At 64.5% G+C, this 21,689-nt stretch carries 17 protein-coding genes and 1 tRNA gene; 9 read left to right on the forward strand and 9 right to left on the reverse strand.

Annotated features, from left to right (window positions below):
• Positions 1-91: 91 nt before the first annotated feature.
• Entirely contained in the window at positions 92-2,833 is a 2,742-nt protein-coding gene (gene polA, locus CH302_RS14045; RefSeq protein WP_037192659.1) for a DNA polymerase I, read from the reverse strand.
• Between the two features lie 260 nt (positions 2,834-3,093).
• Here polA and CH302_RS14050 point away from each other — a divergent pair, with 260 nt between their 5' ends.
• The 4 genes from CH302_RS14050 to CH302_RS14065 are packed head-to-tail and all read left to right on the forward strand — an operon-like array spanning position 3,094 to position 7,318.
• Entirely contained in the window at positions 3,094-4,434 is a 1,341-nt protein-coding gene (locus CH302_RS14050; RefSeq protein ID WP_052047893.1) for a branched-chain amino acid ABC transporter permease, read from the forward strand.
• Positions 4,435-4,441: 7 nt separating this feature from the next.
• Positions 4,442-5,431, forward strand: a complete 990-nt coding sequence (locus tag CH302_RS14055; protein WP_032404006.1) for a branched-chain amino acid ABC transporter permease — start codon at positions 4,442-4,444, stop codon at positions 5,429-5,431.
• Complete coding sequence (locus tag CH302_RS14060; RefSeq protein WP_230596336.1) at positions 5,424-6,518, forward strand: ABC transporter ATP-binding protein; 1,095 nt, start codon at positions 5,424-5,426, stop codon at positions 6,516-6,518. The genes CH302_RS14055 and CH302_RS14060 overlap by 8 nt, the downstream gene beginning before the upstream one ends.
• Positions 6,518-7,318 (forward strand): ABC transporter ATP-binding protein, encoded by an 801-nt coding sequence (locus tag CH302_RS14065; protein WP_032394315.1) that lies wholly within the window; start codon positions 6,518-6,520, stop codon positions 7,316-7,318. The genes CH302_RS14060 and CH302_RS14065 overlap by 1 nt, the downstream gene beginning before the upstream one ends.
• A gap of 145 nt (positions 7,319-7,463) precedes the next feature.
• On the opposite strand, the gene CH302_RS14070 is transcribed toward CH302_RS14065, so the two are convergent.
• Both CH302_RS14070 and CH302_RS14075 read right to left on the reverse strand, forming a co-directional pair.
• Entirely contained in the window at positions 7,464-8,798 is a 1,335-nt protein-coding gene (locus tag CH302_RS14070; RefSeq protein WP_037192660.1) for an ABC transporter substrate-binding protein, read from the reverse strand.
• Positions 8,799-8,971: 173 nt separating this feature from the next.
• Positions 8,972-9,604, reverse strand: a complete 633-nt coding sequence (locus tag CH302_RS14075; protein ID WP_037192661.1) for an ANTAR domain-containing response regulator — start codon at positions 9,602-9,604, stop codon at positions 8,972-8,974.
• Between the two features lie 120 nt (positions 9,605-9,724).
• Between CH302_RS14075 and CH302_RS14080 the strand changes: the two genes are divergently transcribed.
• The 3 genes from CH302_RS14080 (at position 9,725) to CH302_RS14090 (ending at position 10,787) form a co-directional block, all read left to right on the forward strand.
• Positions 9,725-9,801 (forward strand) — tRNA-Leu (locus CH302_RS14080).
• A 74-nt stretch (positions 9,802-9,875) separates the two neighbouring features.
• Entirely contained in the window at positions 9,876-10,052 is a 177-nt protein-coding gene (locus tag CH302_RS30070) for a hypothetical protein (RefSeq protein ID WP_170945993.1), read from the forward strand.
• Between the two features lie 3 nt (positions 10,053-10,055).
• The gene (locus CH302_RS14090; protein WP_037192666.1) at positions 10,056-10,787 is read left to right on the forward strand and encodes an AAA family ATPase; all 732 of its coding nucleotides are present in this window, start codon (positions 10,056-10,058) and stop codon (positions 10,785-10,787) included.
• Here the strand turns inward: CH302_RS14090 and CH302_RS14095 are convergent.
• Positions 10,772-11,761, reverse strand: coding sequence for an AraC family transcriptional regulator (locus CH302_RS14095; RefSeq protein ID WP_037193464.1), 990 nt, complete (start codon positions 11,759-11,761; stop codon positions 10,772-10,774). The genes CH302_RS14090 and CH302_RS14095 overlap by 16 nt on opposite strands.
• Before the next feature lie 152 nt (positions 11,762-11,913).
• Here CH302_RS14095 and CH302_RS14100 point away from each other — a divergent pair, with 152 nt between their 5' ends.
• Positions 11,914-12,402, forward strand: coding sequence for an anthrone oxygenase family protein (locus CH302_RS14100; protein WP_037192667.1), 489 nt, complete (start codon positions 11,914-11,916; stop codon positions 12,400-12,402).
• On the opposite strand, the gene CH302_RS14105 is transcribed toward CH302_RS14100, so the two are convergent.
• The gene (locus CH302_RS14105; RefSeq protein ID WP_141216653.1) at positions 12,378-12,581 is read right to left on the reverse strand and encodes a hypothetical protein; all 204 of its coding nucleotides are present in this window, start codon (positions 12,579-12,581) and stop codon (positions 12,378-12,380) included. The genes CH302_RS14100 and CH302_RS14105 overlap by 25 nt on opposite strands.
• A 57-nt stretch (positions 12,582-12,638) precedes the next feature.
• Between CH302_RS14105 and CH302_RS14110 the strand changes: the two genes are divergently transcribed.
• Positions 12,639-13,163, forward strand: a complete 525-nt coding sequence (locus tag CH302_RS14110) for a DNA-deoxyinosine glycosylase (RefSeq protein WP_037192672.1) — start codon at positions 12,639-12,641, stop codon at positions 13,161-13,163.
• Here the strand turns inward: CH302_RS14110 and CH302_RS14115 are convergent.
• From CH302_RS14115 to gltB, 4 genes are all read right to left on the reverse strand, one after another.
• The gene (locus tag CH302_RS14115; RefSeq protein WP_230596361.1) at positions 13,129-13,962 is read right to left on the reverse strand and encodes an acyl-CoA thioesterase; all 834 of its coding nucleotides are present in this window, start codon (positions 13,960-13,962) and stop codon (positions 13,129-13,131) included. The two genes, CH302_RS14110 and CH302_RS14115, sit on opposite strands and share 35 nt — an antisense overlap.
• 96 nt (positions 13,963-14,058) lie before the next feature.
• Positions 14,059-15,477: a pyruvate kinase gene (gene pyk, locus CH302_RS14120; RefSeq protein ID WP_082323730.1), complete on the reverse strand. Its 1,419-nt coding sequence runs from the start codon at positions 15,475-15,477 to the stop codon at positions 14,059-14,061.
• Positions 15,478-15,599: 122 nt separating this feature from the next.
• The gene (locus CH302_RS14125) at positions 15,600-17,105 is read right to left on the reverse strand and encodes a glutamate synthase subunit beta (RefSeq protein WP_037192681.1); all 1,506 of its coding nucleotides are present in this window, start codon (positions 17,103-17,105) and stop codon (positions 15,600-15,602) included.
• On the reverse strand, positions 17,098-21,681 hold the full coding sequence (gltB, locus tag CH302_RS14130) for a glutamate synthase large subunit (protein WP_037193467.1): 4,584 nt from the start codon (positions 21,679-21,681) through the stop codon (positions 17,098-17,100). Before gltB ends, CH302_RS14125 begins: the two co-directional genes overlap by 8 nt.
• Positions 21,682-21,689: the final 8 nt, after the last annotated feature.

Consider the following 21,689-nt stretch of genomic DNA (forward strand, 5'->3'; position numbering starts at 1 on the left):
GTCACACAGAACGACGCGAAGGGCCGCTCACCGAGTTTTCGGTGAGCGGCCCTTCGCTGTGCCACGGGTTCGATCGGTGAGCTGGCCCGATTCAGTGAGCTGCGGCGTCCCAGCTGCGGCCGGTACCGACCGACACTTCGAGCGGCACCGACAGTTCGATGGCCGAGGACATCTTGTCGCGTACCAGCGCCTCGACTTCCTCACGCTCGGATTCGACGACCTCGAGTACCAGTTCGTCGTGCACCTGCAACAGCATTCGTGACTTCAGCGTCGACTCCGCCAGCGATCGGTGCACGTCGATCATCGCGACCTTGATGATGTCTGCGGCGGTGCCCTGGATCGGGGCGTTGAGTGCGGCCCGCTCGGCGACCTCGCGGCGCTGACGATTGTCGCTGTTCAGATCGGGCAAATAGCGACGCCTGCCGTACAGCGTCGAGGTGTACCCCACCTTGCGCGCTTCCTCGACGGCGTTGCGCAGGTAGTCACGGACGCCACCGAACCGCGCGAAATACGCCTCCATCTGCTGCTTCGCCTCGTCGGTGGAGATCTTGAGCTGCGCGGCGAGACCGAATGCGCTCAGTCCGTAGGCCAATCCGTACGACATCGCCTTGACCCGACGACGCAGCTCGGGAGTGACCTCCTCGATCGGCACGCCGAACGCCCGGGCACCGACGAAACTGTGCAGATCCTCGCCGGTGTTGAACGCCTCGATCAGCCCTTCGTCGCCGGAGACGTGCGCCATGATGCGCATCTCGATCTGGCTGTAGTCGGCGGTGAGCAGGGTGTCGTACCCGGCCCCGACGACGAAGCCGTCACGGATGTGGCGACCCGCCTCGTTGCGCACCGGAATGTTCTGCAGGTTCGGCTCGGTGGACGACAGTCGTCCGGTGGCCGCGACCGTCTGATTGAACGTGGTGTGAATCCGTCCGTCGTCGGCAACGGACTTCAGCAGGCCGTCGACCGTCACCTTCATCCGCGTCGCGTCCCGGTGATCGAGCAGGAACTTGAGGAACGGATGCTCGGTCTTCTCGAACAACCCTTGCAGCGCATCGGCATCGGTGGTGTACCCGGTCTTGGTCTTCTTCGTCTTGGGCATGTCGAGTTCCTCGAACAGCACCACCTGCAACTGCTTCGGTGACCCGAGGTTGATCTGCTTGTCGATCACGCCGTACGCGGAGTTCGCGGCCTCGTCCACCTGAGCGGCGAATCCGGACTGCAGTGCGCGCAGGTGATCACCGTTCACGGCGATACCGGTTGCCTCGACATCGGCCAACACCGTCAGCAGAGGCAGCTCCATCTCGGAGAGCAGGGTGGTCGACTCGATGGCGGCGAGCTCGGCGTCCAGCGCATCGGCCAGGTCGATGACGGCCCGCGCCTTGAGAATCTCGCCCTCCGCGAACGCCGCGTCTGCGGTGTCCTCGGCGTCGAGCAACGACATCTGACCTTCGCCTGCATCCTCCACCCGGAGTTCGCGTTTGAGGTAGCGCAACGACAGGTCGTCGAGATTGAACGATCGCTGACCGGGCCGAACCAGGTACGCCGCCAGGGCGGTGTCGGTGGTCAACCCGGCGAGGGTCCAGCCCCGCCCACGAACCGCATGCAGAGCCCACTTGGCCTCGTGCAGTGCCTTGGGTTGCGCCGGATCGGCGAGCCAGGCGGCGAGTGCCTGCTCGTCGGATTCGTCCAGTGCGGTCGTCGTGACGAACGCACCCTCACCGTCGGCCGCGGCGATCGCCACCGACGTCGCGTCGCTGTCGAACGGCCGACGCGGGCCGAGGACCGACAGCCCGCTCCGCCGGCCGTCGGCTGCGTGTTCTGCCAGCCACGCGGCCAATTCGCCCGGCGCGACGATGCCACCGCGGACGTCGAACCCTTCCTCCGCCTCGGGTTCGACCGACGCGAGAGTCTCGAACAACCGGTCCCGCAGAATGCGGAACTCCAGATCGTCGAACAGGGCGTGGATCTTCTCGCGGTCCCACGGAGCGAGTTCGAGCTGATCTGGGGTGTACGGCAACGGCACATCGCGCACCATCTCGGTGAGCTCGCGGTTGAGCACCACGCTCGACAGGTTGGCGCGCAGTGCATCTCCCACTTTGCCCTTGACCTTGTCCACGTTGTCGACGAGCGCGGTGAGGGAACCGTATTCGATGATCCACTTGGTGGCCGTCTTCTCGCCGACCCCGGGAATGCCAGGAAGGTTGTCGCTCGGGTCTCCGCGCAGGGCCGCGAAGTCCGGGTACTGCGAGGGCGTCAACCCGTACTTGGTGGCGACCTCGTCGGGGGTGAAGCGAGTCAGATCCGAGACGCCTTTGCGCGGATACAACACCGTGACGTTGTCGGTCACCAGTTGCAGCGCATCGCGGTCGCCGGTGACCACCAGAACGCGGTAGCCCAGCGCCTCCGCCTGGGTCACGAGAGTGGCGATGATGTCGTCTGCCTCGAAGCCCGCCTCTGCCATCACCGGGATACCCATGGCCCCGAGTACGTCCTTGGTGATGTCGACCTGGCCGGCGAACTCGTCCGGCGTCTTGCTGCGGTTCGCCTTGTACTCGGGGAACCGCTCGGCGCGGAAGGTCTGCCGAGAGACGTCGAACGCCGCCGCGATATGCGTCGGTTTCTCGTCCCGCAACAGATTGATCAACATCGAGGTGAACCCGTAGACGGCGTTGGTCGACTGGCCGCTGGTGGTCTTGAAGTTGTCCGCAGGCAATGCGAAGAATGCCCGGAACGCCATCGAGTGGCCGTCGATGAGCAGCAACGTGGGCCGCTCCCCGCCCGCTTTCGCATCGGTCTCGGCTGCCGGCGCTGCACTTTTCTCCGTTACTGGGCTCACGATTGATCAGTCTAGGGAGCCGGTCCGACAACTCGTAGCCGGATGCAGGTGCCACGACACGAACGCACTCACGGCTCGCGTCGCGCACCGCGAAACACAACCGATACTTTCCGGAAATCTCAGTCGCCGATTTTGCGTCGTTTCAGCGGATAGAGTCCGACAATTGCAGTAAATCCCCAACCCGTGACTCAACGACAACCGTCCGGAGGACGTGCGTGGCTCCAAATGTTCGATGGACCAGAAAGGTGCAACCGCCGAGGTTGCGCGCAAGATCTGCCGTTCGGCTCTTCCAGCGAACACTCCTACTCGCCGTTCTGAGTTCCATTGCCGCGCTGCTGTTCAGTGCGCCGGCATTGGCCCAGGAACCTACCCCCACTCCCCCGGCAGCACCGGGGACCAGCGCCGAACAGGCACCGCCTGCGGACGCGGTCAGCGTCGCCGGATCTCTCAACAACGGTGGCGAACGACTCATCGGCGTCGATGTCGCGGCGCTGGACGCGTCCGGCTCCGAAGTCGCCCGCACCACCAGTGAAACCGGCGGCCGGTGGACCCTCGAATTGTCTCCCGGCACATACACATTCCAGGTCGTTCAGGAAACGCTCCCCGACGGGGTCAGCGTCCAGGGCGAGGTCCAGCGCGATGTGCAGGCAGGGCGTTCCAACACCGTCATCTTCTCGTTCGGTGAGGCCAGAACCGCCACCAGCATCCCGTTCTACGAGAAGTTCGTCCGCACCACCGTCGACGGCTTTCGCTTCGGCCTCGTCATCGCGCTCGCCGCGGTCGGACTGAGTCTGATCTTCGGCACCACCGGTCTGACGAACTTCGCGCACGGAGAAATGGTCACGCTCGGTGCCGTCGCGGCGTGGTTCTTCAACGTCAGTGTCGGGATACAACTGATTCCGGCCACGCTGCTGGCGATCGTCGTGGGAGTCGCGATCGGCTGGCTCAACAACGCCCTGATATGGCGGCCGTTGCGCAAGCGACGAACCGGCCTCATCGCACAGCTCGTGGTGACGATCGGCCTCGCGATCGCACTGCGCTATCTCATCCTGATCTTCTTCTCGGACCGCTCCGAACCCTTCGACGACTACCAGGCTCAGACCGAGAACAACTGGGGTCCGCTGTCGATCACCAACGTCAACCTCGCCTGCATCGTCATCAGCATCGTCGTGCTGGTCGGCGTTGCACTGATGTTGCAGCGCACCAAGATCGGCAAGGCCATGCGTGCGGTGGCCGACAACCGGGACCTCGCCGCGTCCTCCGGCATCAACGTCGAGCGCGTGGTCACGTTCGTCTGGTGCCTCGGCGGTGGCCTGGCTGCCCTCGGCGGCGTGTTGTTCGGGCTCTCCGAACTCGGCGGTCGCGTGCAGTGGGAGATGGGCTTCAAACTCCTGTTGCTCATGTTCGCCGGCATCACGCTCGGTGGACTGGGAACGGCCTACGGCGCCTTCCTCGGTTGCGTCATCGTCGGTCTGCTCGTGCAGTGGTCGACGCTGGTCATCAATCCCGATCTCAAATACATCGGAGGGTTGCTCGTCTTGATTCTCATCCTCGTCGTCCGCCCACAGGGCATCCTCGGCTCGCGACAAAGGATCGGGTGACCTTCACATGGATATCATCGGTGCACTTCAGATCTCACTCGCTCAGCTGGTCGGCCCGTCCGCCATCTTCTACGCTTTGCTCGCCATCGGCCTGAACCTGCACTTCGGCTACGCCGGACTGCTCAACTTCGGCCAGATCGGCTTCGCACTGCTCGGCGGATACGGCGTCGGCATCACCACGATCACCTACGAACAGCCGCTCTGGCTCGGCATTCTGGTGGGACTCGCCGCAGCGGGGCTGCTCGCCCTGGTGCTCGGCATTCCGACGCTGCGACTGCGAGCCGACTATCTCGCGATCGTCACCATCGCCGCCTCGGAAATTCTGCGACTGGTGTTCCGTTCGACCGCAACGGATTCGGTGACCAAGTCGACCAACGGCATCACCGGCTTCGCCGGACCGTTCACCAGCATGAGTCCGTTCGAGGGCGGCAAGTCGTACAGCTTCCTCGGCGTGCGCTTCCTGGGCAACGACCTGTGGGCCATGCTCGTCGGTTGGACACTGGTCCTGCTGTTGTGCGGAGTGATCTACCTCCTGACGCACAGCCCCTGGGGACGCGTCCTCAAGGCCGTCCGTGAGGACGAGGACGCTGCCCGCTCACTGGGCAAGAACGTCTTCGTCTACAAGATGCAGGCACTGGTTCTCGGTGGTGTCATCGGCGGCATGGGCGGTGTGTTCAACGCATTGCAGACCCAGTCCATCAACCCCGACTTCTACTCGACCGCGCAGACGTTCTTCGCCTTCGGCGCACTGATCCTCGGTGGGGCGGCAACAGTGTTCGGCCCGGTGCTGGGCGCGATGCTCTTCTGGTTCCTGCTGTCCATTCCCGATGCGATTCTGCGGCAATTGATCTCCGGCGACGACCCGGTGCTCAACCTCACCGGTGCCCAGGTCGGTGCCACGCGATTCGTGCTCCTGGGAATCCTGATCGCCGTCTTGATGGTGTTCAGACCTCAGGGCATTCTCGGCAACAAGCGAGAGGTTCAACTCAATGCCTGACCCGAGCAAGGATGCTGCTGCAACGGCCGCACCGAGCAAGAAAGCCAGCACCCTCGAATCACGCGCTGCCCAGGCGTTGTCGAGCGATCAACGCGCCGCCCTGTTCGCCGGTGTGCCCAACGAACCCGGCGCGCCGAAGCCGGACGCCACCATGGTGGTCGACGGCGTCTCGCGTACCTTCGGCGGCCTCAAAGCCGTCGACGTGGCGCACCTCGAAATTCAGCGCGGCTGCATCACCGGTCTGATCGGGCCCAACGGTGCAGGAAAGACCACCCTGTTCAACCTGCTCACCGGATTCGATCGACCCGACACCGGAACCTGGTCGATGGACGGCCAGGAACTGGGTCGGATGCATCCGCACCAGGTGGCCCGCAAAGGTGTGGTGCGCACGTTCCAGTTGACCAAGGCGCTGTCGAAACTGACTGTGCTGGACAATGTTCGACTGGGTGCAACCGGTCAGCGCGGTGAACGCATGATCAACACGTTCATGCCGTGGACGTGGAAGGCCCAGGAACGTCAGATCACCGAACGCGCCTACGAGCTACTGAGCCGCTTCAAGCTCGACGCCAAGGCCGACGACCTGGCCGGCTCGTTGTCCGGCGGCCAGCGCAAGCTGCTGGAGATGGCGCGAGCACTGATGACCGATCCGTCGGTGGTCATGCTCGACGAGCCGATGGCCGGGGTCAATCCGGCTCTGACGCAGTCACTTCTGGGGCACATCAAGTCGCTTCGCGACGACGGTATGACGGTGGTGTTCGTCGAGCACGACATGGACGTCATCCGCGACATCAGTGACTGGGTGGTGGTGATGGCGCAGGGCAGCATCATCGCCGAGTCCACCCCGGAGGAGCTCTCCAACAACGGAGCCGTCGTCGACGCGTATCTCGGAAGCCATCACGATCAGGCTCTGGAATTCGACGCTGATGGCAATCCGGTCGGAGCCACCGCCGAACTGGCCGAGGCCTTGAAGCAGGCCGAGAAAGAGGAACTCGAAGCGGGAGGCGATCTTTCGGAACCGGAGTTCGTCAGCCCAGTGACGCCCGACGTCGCCGAGGGCGGCTCACACCGGGCCAAGGAGGACAACTGATGAGCGAACAGACATTGACGCCTGCGGAATTCGCCGCGACACCCGAGGAGCACGCGCGACTCGCCGAGGGTGCACTGCTGCGCGCCGACGGGCTGGTGGCCGGGTACATCCCCGGTGTCAACATCCTCAGCGAATGCAACTTCTTCCTCAACGACGGGGAGATCGTCGGCATCATCGGGCCCAACGGTGCCGGAAAGTCGACTCTCCTCAAGACCCTCTTCGGGCTGGTCGCCGTCCGTGAGGGCAGCGTCAAACTGCGAGGTGACAACATCACCTCCGCAGAAGCGCACGTATTGGTCACCAAGGGAGTCGGCTACGTTCCGCAGACCCAGAACGTGTTTCCGTCGCTCACCATCGAAGAGAACCTCGAAATGGGAATCTATCTGCGTCCCAAGAAGTTCGGCGAACGTTTCGAGTTCGTCAGCGAGCTGTTTCCGCTGCTCGGTGAGCGCAAGAAGGTCAAGGCCGGCGCGCTGTCCGGCGGCGAGCGGCAGATGGTCGCCATGGGACGCGCACTGATGATGGAGCCGTCGGTACTGCTGCTCGACGAACCGTCGGCCGGATTGTCACCGATGTTCCAGGACGAGGTGTTCATCCGCTGCAAGAAGATCAATGCAGCGGGCGTCTCGATCATCATGGTCGAGCAGAACGCCCGTCGCTGCCTCCAAATCTGCGACCGTGGCTATGTCCTCGATCAGGGCCGCAACGCCTACACCGACACCGGTCCGGCATTGATGAACGACCCGAAGGTGATCGAGCTGTACCTCGGCACACTGGCAGGAAGCAAAGAGAAGAAGTAGCTGCTCGACAACGACGAAGGCCCCGGTTCGATCGCCATCGAACCGGGGCCTTCTCGCTGCCGTCGAACGTGCGACGCATACGAAAACCTCTGGGCCCGAGTCCTGATCGAGGACTCGGGCCCAGAGGCTGTGTGACAGTTACAGATCACTCACCGACGACGATGTAATCTTCCGTCGTCAGGGTGTTGTCCGGTCCGAAGACCAGGTTGCCGTAGGAACCGGTGGCGGGCTCTCCTGCGTCACTGAAGTTCAGCGCGCCGGTGATTCCGTCGTAGTCGATATCGGTTCCGGCCTTGACGAGCGGAAGGCACTCGGCGTAGCTGGTGCACTTGGTGCCGTCCTTGGTGACACTGTTGATGTTGGCAGCGATGTCGGTGCCTGCCGTCGACTTGGCCTGCTCTGCAGCGAGCGCCGAGATGATCACTGCGTCGTAGGACTCACCCGCGTAGTTGAAGTCCACCAGGGCCGGATCGACGACCTTGAGACGGTCCTGGAATCCGGTGCCGACATCGGTCAACGGGGTGGTGCCGCGCATCGTGTCGAGCAGACCCGGTGCAACCGACTCACCGAGGGCGTTACCCATGTTGCCGTCGACGCCGTAGACCAGCGTGCCGTCGGACGGTCCGATGCCGATCTCGTGCATACGGGTGATGATCTTCGCGGACTCCTCGAAGCCGATGATGGCCACGGCGTCCGGGTTGAAGTTCTTCACACCGTCGACCTCGGCGTTGAACGACTGTGCGTTCGGGTCGTAGATCGTGGTCTGGATCTGGTCCGCCGCGATGCCCGCCTCTTCGAGGTTGTCCGCGGTGTTCGCGGCCAGGCCCGTGCCGTACGGGTCGTTGAGCGCGAGGATGGACACGCGCTGCGCGCCGTCCTGGGCGATCAGCTGGGACAAGGCCTGTGCCTGCAGCACGTCGGTGGGTGCGGTACGGAAGTACTGGCCCTTGTCCGGGTAGCAGACGAACTGATCGGACGTGTTCGCCGGCGAGAACTGCACGACGCCTGCGCTGGCGATCTTGTCGATGACCTTGAGCGAGACCGAGGACGACGCTGCACCGACGATGACGTCGGAGCCGCCGGCGAGCAAACGGTCCACCGTGGTGTTGGCGGTATCTGTCGTCGTGTCACCCGAGTCACCGGGGATGAGCGTGACGGGCTGCTCGAGGACACCACCGGCTTCGTTGACGTCGTTGATGGCCAACTGCACGCCGGCAACTTCGGGCGGGCCGAGGAAGGCCAGGGTTCCGGTCTCGGGGAGGAGGGTTCCCACCACCAGCGGTGCCGTGTCGGGGGTTGCCCCGGCAGTGGCCTGCTCGGGCGTGCAGTCGGTGGAGACGGTCGTTTCCGCGGCTGCAGTGCCGCCGCTGGCACTGGTGGAGTCGGTCGAGCCCGAGTCGTCGCTCGACGAACAGCCGAACAGTGCGAGCGAGGTAACGCTCAGCACCGCAGCCGTGCGGACATAGGTCCGAATTGCCATCTAGGTTCTCCTTGAAATTGCTCGTCGATGAAGCGCACCTGAGTTACATGTGGCTCACGTGTGGGTCAGACGCTAATGCTCGGAGCTGATTCGCAAGGCCTAGAACGACGCTCGTGACCTGACTGTGACCTAGAGAGTCGAAGTTTTACGTGTCCGTAGCTTTCGCGGGTCGATCAGCTCTCTGCCACAGGCTTGTTCGCGGGGGTACCGAGAGTCTCGATCACGACCTCCGCGACGGCCTTCATCGTCGTCCTGCGATCCATGGCGGCACGCTGAATCCACTTGAACGCCTGCGGTTCTGTGAGCGATTGCGAGGTCATCAGGATGCCCTTGGCCTTCTCGATGAGCTTGCGCGTCTCGAGCCGGTCCTGCAGATCCACGATCTCGGATTCGAGAGCGGAGATCTCACCGAAACGACTGGCGGCCAACTCCACCGCGGGCATCAGGTCGGCTTTGGTGAACGGCTTGACCAAATACGCCATCGCTCCGGCATCGCGCGCCTTCTCCACCAGCTCGCGCTGACTGAACGCGGTGAGAATGACAACGGGCGCAATGCGCTTCTCGGCGATCTCCGATGCCGCATCGATTCCGTCCCGACGCGGCATCTTCACATCCATGATGACCAGATCGGGACGCAGTTCGACGGCCAACTCCACCGCCTGCTGACCGTCGGCCGCTTCACCGACCACGTCGTAACCCTCTTCCCGGAGCATCTCCACGAGGTCGAGTCGGATCAGGGATTCGTCCTCCGCGACCACCACGCGAAGCGGGGGCTTGCCAGTACCGTGCGCACCAGGAGCATTCATCTGTATCGGTCTCCTTTGACAGTCATCGCCCATCAGGGCCGTCGAGCATCTGAAGGGTACCGGTGCGCGCCCCCGAAAGCGCATCTTCTAAACTCGTCAATCGTTGCTTGAAAGACGCCAGCCCTCGTATCCCAATTGGCAGAGGAAACGGATTCAAAACCCGTCCAGTGTGAGTTCGAGTCTCACCGAGGGCACCACAACAGCGAAGCGCGGTCTTCACACGATCGAGCGGTCGGTAATGGCCGCCCATGATCGCGCCTACAGTGGAGTCATGTACATACCCAGCAGTCTCCGTTGCCATGACACCAGTGCGGGCAGTTTGTGCGCAGCGAAGGTCGACCATCGTTTCGGGGATTCGGCGGACCGGTCTGCGGAGTGGGTCTACTACACCTGCAGCGCCGACACCGCCCACGAGACCGGTTACGTCGACCGCCTGGTCACTGCCTGAACAATGTTCGTAGAACGCGCCCACGTCCACGCCGACGACGTCGGATCGGACTGGCCCTTCACCGTGCCTGCTGTCGCCGACCTCGCTCGCGACGGACTCGAGTTCCTGGCACCGGTCACAATTCTGGTCGGCGACAACGGTTCCGGTAAATCGACCCTCGTCGAGGCGATCGCCGAGGGTTTCGGTATCGATGCCCGCGGTGGTCGGGCAGCGCAGCAATCACGTCGACTCGACGAGGTGACCAGCGCGCTCGGCGAGGTACTCGAACTCGAGACCACGCCGCGGGGTTCTCGAATGCTTCGTGGCCCACGACTGAACAAGCGCGGCTTCTTCCTGCGCGCCGAGACCGCATTCGACATGGCCGAGAACCTCGGCGGCATGCCGGGCTTCTGGGACGAGAACACCGCGGAGATGAGCCACGGCGAGGGCTTCCTGACCATGTTCGGGGCTATGTTGGCCGAACCCGGTTTCTACGTTCTGGACGAGCCGGAATCGGCCCTGTCGTTCACCGCGAGCCTGCAGCTCGTTGCACTCATGTCCGAGCTGGGTAACGAGGGCGCGCAGATCGTCTGCGCGACCCACTCACCGATTCTGGCGTCGACCCCCGGTGCGGACATCGTCGAAGTCGGCGAACACGGTCTACGCCGAAGTACCTGGGACGAACTCGAATTGGTACAGCACTGGCGTCGCTACCTCGAGGACCCGAACAGCTATCTCCGTCATCTGCTCGACTGACCGTCGGCCATCGACACCTCACGACGGCGACGCACACTTCCCGGGGAAACCCCCATCGCCCGTTTGAAGGCCTTACCGAATGCCGCCTCCGAGAGATACCCACTACGTCGGGCCAATTCGGCCAGCACGACGTCCTCGGAACGCAAGGTCTGATACGCGACCTGCATTCGCCACGTCGCCAGGTAGCTCATCACCGATTCGCCGACCAGTTCGGTGAAACGCGCCGAGAACGCCGAACGCGACATGTTGGCGCTCGTCGCCAGAGCCGCAACGGTCCACCGCTCGTGGGGATGTCGATGAATCAGAGCCAACGCAGCTCCGATTCGGTCGTCCTGCAACGCTCCGAGCCACCCGGACTGCGCTCGCGGACTGCCGGCGATCCACGACCGCAGTGCGAGGATCACCAGAATGTCGGACAGCCGGGTGATGACCGCCTCTCCCCCGGGCTCGAGGACTCGGGCTTCGTCCGCCACCATCGCCAGGACGTTCTGCATTCTCGCTTGTTTCGGTCCGGGCTCCGCATCGACGAACACCACAGCAGGCAGCAGACGGACAAGCTGTTGCGCCGCTGGGTGATCCAGCCGCACCGCTCCGCACACCAGGGTGGCGGCCGGTCCTGCTCCCTCACCGTGAGTGATCACCGCGTATCGGTCGCTGACGTACTCGTGCGGGAGGTCGTACACACTCGCCGCCCGTGTCGCCGCATCCTCGTCGGCGGCGAGAACGTGACCTCGCCCATGCGGGACCAATGCGAAATCGCCGGGCACCAACTCACGCGTCGGCTCATCGGGAACCGACAGCAGGCACCGACCGTCCACCACCGTGTGAAACCACAGCGCGTCCTCCATGACGGGCAGGTCGAGACCCCACGAACCGCTCATCTCGGATCGTACGTAGAACGATCCGGTCAACCGCAGAAAGTGCAGGGCCTCACCGAGCGGATCGGGCGACTTCCAGGGGTCGAGTCCACGCATCGATCGATTGTTGCACCAATTGGACGATCGGACATCGAATCCGGCGTTTCGAGCATTGATCATCCTGCTGTTCCGAGCAACAGTGGACGACAGGACAAATCCTCGTCGAAAGGATCACCGACCGTGAACATCAACCGAACAGACCCGTCGTGATGGAGCGGGCGTCCTCGGTCGCCACCCTCGTGTCCGCCATCGGATGCGGGCTGGTCGCAGGAGTGCTGCTCGCCTTCTCCATCAGCGTGCTCCCTGGCCTGGCAACACTGCCGGTACCCGACGCCATCGCCGCCATGCAGAGATTCAACGCGGCGATTCTCAACCCGATGTTTCTCGGCCTGTTCTTCGGAACGGCCGTATCGTGCACTCTCGCAGCGATTCTCGCCGTGTCGACCGGTCGGGGTTCACCCCTGCTCGTCGTGAGCGGTGCCGTTCTCTACATTCTCGGATGCTTCGCGATCACGGCCGTTCTGAACGTCCCCCTCAACGACGCCTTGGCCGGTGTGGATCCCGGCAGTGCGGCAGGTGCCGCGGTGTGGCAGAACTTCACCGACAAGTGGACGCGATGGAACAACGTCAGGACGGTCGCGGCGACCGCCGCCTGCGCCGTCCTGATCGTGGGTCAGGGCAGATCGGCACTGGGCTGATCGGACACCGCATCCTGGTGTCGCTTGCGAATTTCTTCTTCGAACCGCGCGATGAGGTGGTCGGTGTCGGCGGTCGAGACATCTCGCGCGCCTTCGTCCATCGCCGCGTCACGCCCCCGGCGCAGTGCGGCGAGTTCGGCTTCGAGTTCGTTGTTGTCGAGTACGCGTGGATCCAACATGAACTCCATTGTGGTCCCCCGTCCGGTGCCCCCGCGGGGATTTGCTGTAATCACGCAATGACCGTGGTGCACAGTTTCGAGCCGATCGTCGGACCGGGCGCAACCATCCTGATCCTGGGGTCCATGCCCGGCGTCGCCTCGCTGGCCGCGCAGCAGTACTACGCCCATCCACGAAATGCGTTCTGGCCGATCATGGGAACGGTGTTCGATGCAGGCCCCGAACTCCACTACGACGCGCGCACCGAGCGCCTGCGCAGCCATGGCGTCGCGGTGTGGGACGTGCTGAAGTTGTGCACGCGCGAGGGAAGTCTGGATTCGGCGATCATCGAATCCTCCATCGAGACAAACGATTTCCACGAGTTGTTCGCCGAGCATCCCGGCTTCGTCAGGGTGTTCTTCAACGGAGCCAAAGCAGCCGAGAGCTACAGACGGTACGTCGCAACGAAACTGCCGCTCCCCCACGTCGAATTCACTCGGTTACCGTCGACCAGCCCGGCGCACGCCTCACTGAACCTGGATGCGAAGACGCGCGCGTGGTCGGACGCACTCAGGCTCGGACCCGCTTCGGGAAGTGGCGAATGAGACCTTCCTGCACGACGGTGGCCAGCAATTGGCCGTCCATCGAGAAGAACCGTCCGGTGGCCAGGCCACGGGACCCTGCAGCGACGGGTGATTCGGTGGCGTAGAGCGCCCACTCGTCGAACCGGAACGGGCGATGGAACCAGATGGAATGGTTGACCGTCGCCGCCACGATGCGATCGAGTCCCCACGAGAGACCGTGGGTGGTGATGATCGAGTCGAGCACCGTGGTGTCCGACGCGTAGCCCATGGTTGCGGCGTGGAAGATCGAGGCGTCGGGCAGATCCCCGTCGGCCTTCATCCACACGCGATTGTGGTTGAGCTTCTCGCCGGTGCCGTGCATGATCCACGCCGGATCGTTCGCGTAGCGCATGTCGATCGGCTTCAGGGCGTCGACGAACATCTGCAGTCGATCCTCGTACCCGACGAAGTGATCGCCGAGCGGTGGCAGCGCGTCGGGGTACGGAACCTCGGGCACCTCGACGCTGTGCTCGAGGCCTGTACCGAAATCCTGGAAGGCAGCGAGCATGACGAACAGCTCGTTGCCGTCCTGAACTGCGGTGACCTGCCGGTTGGCAAAAGCGCGGCCGTCGCGCTGGCGCGAGACCCGGTATTCGATGGGCTTCTTGACGTCACCACCGCGGATGAAGTGGGCGTTGATCGCATGCACGTCTCGCGAGGTACCGGAGACGGTGCGACCCGCCGCGATCAGGCCCTGAGCGACCAGTTGTCCCCCGAACGTACGGCTGCCCACCTGCTCGGGGTGAACGCCGACGAACACGTCCTCCTCGATCTCCTCCAGTGCGAGGAGATCGAGGAGCGTCTCGAGATCGGTCTTGCGTACTGCTGTACTGCTCGGCGCGCTTTCGCTGACGCCGGTTCCCCCCGCTTCGACCACTTACCGGTCCTCTTCTCCGATTCGGTGCACATGGATCAAGTTGGTCGAGCCTACTGTGCCGGGAGGGGCACCGGCCACGATCACGACCTGGTCGCCCTTGCTGTATCGACCCAGCTCGAGCAGCGCCCGGTCCACTTCCTTGACCATCGCGTCCGTGGAACCCACATCCGGGACCAGGAACGTCTCGGTGCCCCAGCTCAGCGACAGCTGGCTGCGGACCTCGGAGATGGAGGTGAAGGCGAGCAACGGAAGCTTGGTGTGCAGACGAGCCAACCGTCGAACGGTGTCTCCCGACTGGGTGAACGCCACGAGTGCCTTCGCATCCAAGCGCTCACCGATGTCACGGGCGGCGTACGAGATGACGCCACGCTTGGTGCGCGGGACGTGCGTCAGCGGAGGAACACTGTCGCCCTCGGTCTCGACCGTCTCGACGATGCGGGCCATGGTCCGCACAGTTTCCATCACGTACTTACCGACCGAGGTCTCACCGGAGAGCATGACCGCGTCGGTGCCGTCGAGCACGGCATTGGCGACGTCGGACGCCTCGGCGCGCGTCGGGCGGGAGTTCTCGATCATCGATTCGAGCATCTGGGTCGCGACGATGACGGGCTTGGCGTTGGCGCGGGCGATCTGGATGGCACGCTTCTGCACCAGCGGCACCTGCTCGAGGGGCAACTCGACGCCGAGGTCACCGCGGGCGACCATGATCGCATCGAACGCGAGCACGATGGCTTCGAGGTTGTCGACAGCCTCGGGCTTCTCGAGCTTGGCGATGACCGGAACTCGGCGGCCGACGCGGTCCATGACGGCGTGGACGAGTTCGACGTCCGCGGGGGAACGCACGAACGACAGTGCGATGAAGTCGCATCCCAGAGCGAGGGCGAACTCGAGGTCGGCGATGTCCTTCTCGCTCATGGCGGGAACGGACACGTCCATGCCCGGCAGGGACACACCCTTGTTGTTACTGACCGGTCCACCTTCGGTGACACGGCACAGCACGTCGTTGCCTTCGACGCCGGTGACCACGAGGCCGACCTTGCCGTCGTCGACGAGCAGACGGTCGCCTTCCTTGGCGTCCTGGGCCAGCTCCTTGTACGTGGTCGACACCCGGTCGTGAGTGCCCTCGCACTCTTCGACGGTGATGCGGATCAGCTCGCCGGCCGCCCAGGTGGTCGAGCCCTCGGCGAAACGCCCGAGACGAATCTTCGGTCCCTGCAGGTCGGCCAGAATGCCCACGGCTTTGCCGGTGGCGTCCGATGCTGCGCGAACCCTCTCGTAGTTGGCCTGATGATCGGGGTGATCACCATGGCTGAAGTTCAGTCGTGCGACATCCATTCCACTCTCGACGAGTTCGCGGATGCGCTCTGTGGTTGCGGTTGCAGGTCCAAGGGTGCAGACAATCTTAGTACGTCGGCTCACGAAAGCGAGCCTAGCCGCTGGACGCCGCGTTCTCTATCGCAGACGCATCCACCCGAATACTACCGATCGGTAGCCACGCTACCCCGCTGCTGGGACAGCCTGTACCGGTTCAGAGACGGGGGTCACACCACCGCCAGCGGCAGTGCAGTCGGGTGTACCGGCGACGGTAATTCCGAGTGTCCGGTGAGGAAAGCGTCGACTCCATGGGCCGCCGATCGACCCTCCGCGATCGCCCACACGACCAACGAAGCACCGCGATGCGCATCCCCGCACACGAACACGCCGGGTGCCGTGGTCTGCCAGTCGGGACCACACGAGAGCGCGCCCCGCTTGGTCAGTGCCAGGCCGTACTCGTCGAGCAGCGGACCGTGCTCGACGCCCTCGAAACCGATGGCGAACAACGCCAGATCGCAGGGCAATTCGATCTCCTCCCCGATGGGCGTGACGATGCGTCGACCGTCCGCGTCGCGTTGCACCTCCACCTCGGCGAGCACCATCGCACGAACGTGCCCACGCTCGTCACCGAGGAATCGCTGGACCGCGACCTGATGACGCACGACGCCACCCTCGGCGTGCGCGGGCGAGGTGCGCAGCACCAGCGGCCACGACGGCCACGGCGAGAGACTGTCGTCGCGAGCCCCGGGCAGAGCCGGGTTGTAGTCGAGCTGAGTGACCGAAGCGGCACCTTGGCGGTGGGCCGTACCCAGGCAGTCGGCTCCGGTGTCACCGCCACCGATGATGACCACGTGCTTGTCCGCTGCGGAGATGGAGGTGGGACCGTCGCCCTCGCATTCCTTGTTCGACGGCACCAGATGCTCCATGGCCAGGTGGATACCGTCGAGCTCGCGACCGATGACCTCGGCATTGTCACGGGCCCGCAGAGCTCCGACCGCGAGAACGACTGCGTCGAAGGATTCGCGCAGTTGCTCGACGGTGAAGTCGATCCCGACCTCGCAGTCGGTGACGAAATGTGTTCCCTCGGCCCGCATCTGCATGAGGCGCTGATCGAGCACGGACTTCTCGAGCTTGAACTCGGGGATGCCGTAGCGGAGCAGTCCGCCGAGACGATCGTCACGCTCGTACACGGTGACGTCGTGCCCGGCGCGCGTGAGCTGTTGCGCCGCAGCCAATCCCGCAGGACCGGATCCGACGACGGCGACCCGCTTGCCGGTGGTGATCGTCGGCGGCTGCGGAACGATGCTGCCGTCTTCCCAGGCCAGGTCCGCGATGGTCTGCTCGACCCGCTTGATCGTCACGCTTCCGCCGGTGGCCGCCTCGGAGATCGACAGCACACACGCCGATTCACACGGGGCCGGGCAGACCCGCCCGGTGAACTCCGGAAAGTTGTTGGTCGCATGCAGTCGGTCGCTGGCCGCATCCCAGCGGCCGCGACGCACCAGGTCGTTCCACTCGGGAATCAGATTTCCCAGCGGGCAGCCCGCAGTTCCCGAGTGGCAGAACGGAATACCGCAGTCCATGCAGCGACGCGCCTGATCGGAGACCTCGGCGGCACGCTCGCTCGCCGGCTGGTGCGAGTACACCTCGTTCCAGTCCTTGACGCGCTCGCCGATCGGACGCTTGGCAGCCTCACGCTTGACGACTTTCAGAAATCCCTGTGGATCAGCCACGTGCAGCCTCCATGATCGCAGCATCGACGTCGCGCCCTTCGGCGCGCGCCATTCTTGTCGCTTCCAGCACCCTCTGGTAGTCGACGGGCATGACCTTGGTGAACAGCGCAGACCGGCGGGGCCAGTCGGCCAGCAACGAGGTCGCGACGGTGGAACCGGTCCACCGTCGGTGATTCTCGACGGTCTCGCGCAGCCACACCAGATCGTCCGGGTTGGGCACCTGCAGTTCGACCATCGCCATGTTCACGTCCGCCGGATCGAGACCGAGGACGAACGCGATACCGCCGGACATACCCGCAGCCATGTTGCGACCGGTGGGCCCGAGCACCACGACACGACCGCCGGTCATGTACTCGAACGCGTGGTCGCCCACACCCTCGTTCACCGCGATCGCTCCCGAGTTACGGACCGCGAACCGCTCCCCTGCCTTACCGCGCAGGTACACCTCGCCCGAGGTGGCACCGTAGAGAATCGTGTTTCCTGCGATCACGTTGTCCTCTGCGACGAACGGCGCATCCTCGGCGGGCCGCACGACTATCCGGCCGCCCGACAATCCCTTGCCGACATAGTCGTTCGCGTCCCCGACCAGGTCGATGGTGATGCCCGGCGGCAGGAAGGCCCCGAGAGACTGACCGGCCGATCCGGTGAACGCGATGCGAATGGTGTCGTCCGGCAACCCGACCGCGCCGTAACGCCGGGTGACCTCGGACCCCAGCAGAGTTCCGACGGTGCGATTGACGTTGCGTACCGGCAGCTCGAGCTTCACCGGATGCGCGTCCTCCAGCGCTCCCTCGGCCAACTGGATCAGAGTGCGGTCCAGCGCGAGATCGAGACCGTGGTCCTGCGCGCGGAGGCGTCGACGCTGCGTCATCGGGGCACCGTGTCGGTCGACGGGCATCGCGAAGATCGGCGCGAGATCGAGTCCCTTGCTCTTCCAGTGCGCCACTCCCGCTGCCGTCTCGAGCACATCGGCGTGACCGACGGCCTCGTCGATGCTCCGGAAACCGAGCTGCGCGAGATACTTTCGCACGTCCTCGGCGATGAACTTGAAGAAGTCCTCGAGGAACTCGGGTTTGCCGGTGAACCGCTTGCGCAGCTCCGGGTTCTGCGTCGCGACACCGACCGGGCAGGTGTCGAGGTGGCAGACGCGCATCATGATGCACCCGGCCACGATCAGCGGGGCCGTCGAGAACCCGAATTCCTCCGCACCGAGCAGCGCCGCAACGATGACGTCGCGTCCGGTGCGCATGCCGCCGTCGCACTGCACGGTGATGCGATCACGCAGGCCGTTGAGCACCAATGTCTGCTGGGCGTCCGCAAGGCCGATCTCCCATGGAGCGCCTGCATGCTTGAGCGAGGTCAACGGCGCAGCACCGGTTCCGCCGTCGTATCCGGAGATCAGGACGACATCGGCGTGGGCCTTGCTCACGCCCGTCGCCACCGTGCCGACGCCGACGGAACTGACGAGTTTGACGTGCACGCGCGCCTTCTCGTTGGCGTTCTTGAGATCGTGGATCAGCTGCGCGAGATCCTCGATCGAATAGATGTCATGGTGCGGGGGCGGCGAGATGAGGCCGACACCCGGCGTCGAGTGTCGGGTCTTGGCCACCCACGGGTACACCTTGTAACCGGGCAGCTGGCCACCCTCGCCCGGCTTGGCACCCTGCGCCATCTTGATCTGAATGTCCGTCGCGTTGACCAGATAGTCGCTGGTGACACCGAACCGACCACTGGCCACCTGCTTGACTGCACTGCGTCGCGTCGGGTCGTAGAGCCGGTCGACGTCCTCGCCGCCCTCCCCAGAGTTGGACCGTCCGCCCAGATTGTTCATCGCGACGGCCATCGTCTCGTGCGCCTCGGCGGAGATGGATCCGTAGCTCATCGCGCCGGTGTTGAACCGCGTGACGATCGACTCGACCGATTCCACCTCGTCGAGCGGAACCGGCGGCCTGACACCGTCCTTGAACTCGAACAGACCGCGCAGCGCACCGCCTTCGCGAGCGAGCCGGTCCACCTCGTCGGTGTACTTCTGGAACACGTCGTATCGACCGGTACGCGTTGCGTGCTGCAGCAGGAACACCGTCTCGGGGGTGAACAGGTGCAGCTCGCCTTCGCGCCGGAACTGGTATTCACCGCCGATCTCCAACCGGCGATGGACGCGGTCGGTCGGATTCTCGGGGTACGCCCGACGATGGCGCAGCTTGACCTCCTCGGCGAGCACGTCGAGACCGACGCCGCCGAGCTTGCTGACCGTGCCCTTGAAGTACTCGCGCACCACCTCGCGATCGAGACCGACGGCCTCGAAAACCTGTGCGCCGGTGTATGACCCGACGGTCGAGATGCCCATCTTCGACATCACCTTGAGCACGCCCTTGCCGAGCCCGTACAGGTAATTCCGTACCGCGATCGTCGGTTCGACTCCGGTGAGTTCGCCTTCGCCGACCAGATCCTCGATCGACTCCATCGCCAGATACGGGTTGACCGCTGCGGCACCGAAGCCGATGAGCAGCGCCAGATGGTGCACCTCGCGCGCGTCACCGGATTCGACGACGAGCGCGATCTTGGTGCGCTCCTTGGTGCGAACCAGGTGATGGTGCACCGCCGAGGTGGCCAGCAGGGACGGGATCGGGGCCCGGGTGTGGTCCGAATCGCGATCGGAGATGATCAGCGTGGTGTACCCCGCAGCGATGGCCTCCGATGCCCGGGCACGCAACTCCTCGATGGCCTCGGCGAGACCTTCGCCGCCGCGCTCGACCTCGTACAGCCCACGCAACACCGTGGCCGACAGTCCCGGATGGTCGCCGTCGTCGTTGATATGAATGATCTTGTTGAGCTCGTCGTTGTCGAGCACCGGCCACGGCAACACGATCTGCCTGCACGACGCCGCAGTGGGCTCGAGCAGGTTCTGCTCGGGACCCATCACCCGCGCGAGCGAGGTCACGATCTCCTCGCGGATCGAGTCGAGCGGCGGGTTGGTGACCTGCGCAAACAGTTCGATGAAGTAGTCGTAGAGCTGGCGCGATCGCTGCGACATCACTGCGGCCGGGGTATCGGTACCCATCGAACCGAGCGGCTCGCCCCCGGATGCGGCCATCGGCGTCAGTACGACGCGGAGGTCTTCCTCGGTGTAGCCGAAAGCGACCTGCCTGCGCACCACCGAGTCGTGGTTGTACTGGATGTGAGCGCGCTCGGGCAGGCTCTTGATCTCGAGCAGGCCCGCGTGCAGCCACTCCTGGTACGGATGTTCGGTTGCCAGTTGGAGTTTGATCTCCTCGTCCGGCACGAGACGTCCGGCGACAGTGTCGATCAGGAACATCTTGCCGGGCTCGAGGCGACCTTTGGCGACGACCTCGGATTGGGGCACGTCGAGCACGCCTGCCTCACTGGCGAGGATCACGCGACCGTCCGCCGTCTGCCACCAGCGGCCGGGGCGAAGGCCGTTGCGATCCAGCACGGCTCCGACATAGCTGCCGTCGGTGAACGTCACGCAGGCCGGACCGTCCCAGGCCTCCATCATCGACGAGTGGAACTGGTAGAACGCTCGCACTCGCGGATCCATCGTGCGGTGGTTCTCCCACGGCTCGGGCACCATCATCATCACCACGTGCGGCACGCTGCGTCCGCCGAGGTGCAGTAGTTCGAGCACCTCGTCCAGGGACACCGAGTCCGAGGCATCGGGGTTGCAGATCGGGAACAAACGCTCCAGGTCCCCGGGGATCAGGTCGCTCGACAGCAACGCTTCGCGAGCCCGCATCCTGTTTCGGTTGCCCTTGACGGTGTTGATCTCGCCGTTGTGCGCGACGTAGCGATGCGGGTGCGCCAGCGGCCACGACGGGAACGTGTTGGTCGAGAAGCGACTGTGCACGATGGCAATGGCGCTCGTGCACAAAGGGTTACGCAGTTCCGGAAAGTACAGCGGCAGCTGCATCGTGGTGAGCATGCCCTTGTAGACGATGGTGCGCGAGGACAGCGACGGAAAGAACAGCCCCGACCCCTCGGCCTCGATCTCGGGGGTGACCCGCTCGGAACGCTTGCGCAATCCGTAGACGAGACGGTCGAGCGCGAGACCGGCGGGACGCGTGCCGTCGACCTCGGGGGCGGTGACGTAGAGGTAGCTCATGTAGGGCATGCAGCCGAGGGCGGTGAGGCCCACATCGGCTCGATCGGGATCGACCTCGACCGGAACCCAGCCCAGGATGTCCAGACCCTCTTCGGCCGCAACGGTTTCGACGCGCTCGACGGCGATCGCGCGCTCACGGATGCCCTGCGGCAGAAAACACACTCCGGCCGCGAACGTGTTGTCGCCGTCGGCTCCGGCCGCGGGCAGATCGAACGGCGCGAGGGAGGCGAGGAGTTCGACCGGCAGCTGGATCAGAATGCCCGCGCCGTCACCACTGTTGGGCTCGGCACCGGCAGCTCCGCGATGCTCCAGGTTCTCCAGTGCCAGAACGCCGTCGGCGACGATCGCGTGGGAGCGGCGACCCGCGATGTCGGCGATCATCGCCACGCCACAGGAATCCTTCTCCGAGCTCGGGTCGTACAGACCTTGCTCCGCAGGCATCCGAGAAAACAGCACCACGATCA

It is taken from the genome of Rhodococcus sp. 15-2388-1-1a, from assembly GCF_002259145.1.
Lineage (GTDB): Bacteria > Actinomycetota > Actinomycetes > Mycobacteriales > Mycobacteriaceae > Rhodococcoides.

Coding starts and splice junctions, on each gene's coding strand:
- CH302_RS14055 (WP_032404006.1), top strand. CDS start 4,442: ATGGATATCATCGGTGCACTTCAGATCTCACTCGCTCAGCTGGTCGGC.
- CH302_RS14060 (WP_230596336.1), top strand. CDS start 5,424: ATGCCTGACCCGAGCAAGGATGCTGCTGCAACGGCCGCACCGAGCAAG.
- CH302_RS14065 (WP_032394315.1), top strand. CDS start 6,518: ATGAGCGAACAGACATTGACGCCTGCGGAATTCGCCGCGACACCCGAG.
- CH302_RS14070 (WP_037192660.1), bottom strand. CDS start 8,798: ATGGCAATTCGGACCTATGTCCGCACGGCTGCGGTGCTGAGCGTTACC.
- CH302_RS14075 (WP_037192661.1), bottom strand. CDS start 9,604: ATGAATGCTCCTGGTGCGCACGGTACTGGCAAGCCCCCGCTTCGCGTG.
- CH302_RS30070 (WP_170945993.1), top strand. CDS start 9,876: ATGTACATACCCAGCAGTCTCCGTTGCCATGACACCAGTGCGGGCAGT.
- CH302_RS14090 (WP_037192666.1), top strand. CDS start 10,056: ATGTTCGTAGAACGCGCCCACGTCCACGCCGACGACGTCGGATCGGAC.
- CH302_RS14095 (WP_037193464.1), bottom strand. CDS start 11,761: ATGCGTGGACTCGACCCCTGGAAGTCGCCCGATCCGCTCGGTGAGGCC.
- CH302_RS14100 (WP_037192667.1), top strand. CDS start 11,914: ATGGAGCGGGCGTCCTCGGTCGCCACCCTCGTGTCCGCCATCGGATGC.
- CH302_RS14105 (WP_141216653.1), bottom strand. CDS start 12,581: ATGTTGGATCCACGCGTACTCGACAACAACGAACTCGAAGCCGAACTC.
- CH302_RS14110 (WP_037192672.1), top strand. CDS start 12,639: ATGACCGTGGTGCACAGTTTCGAGCCGATCGTCGGACCGGGCGCAACC.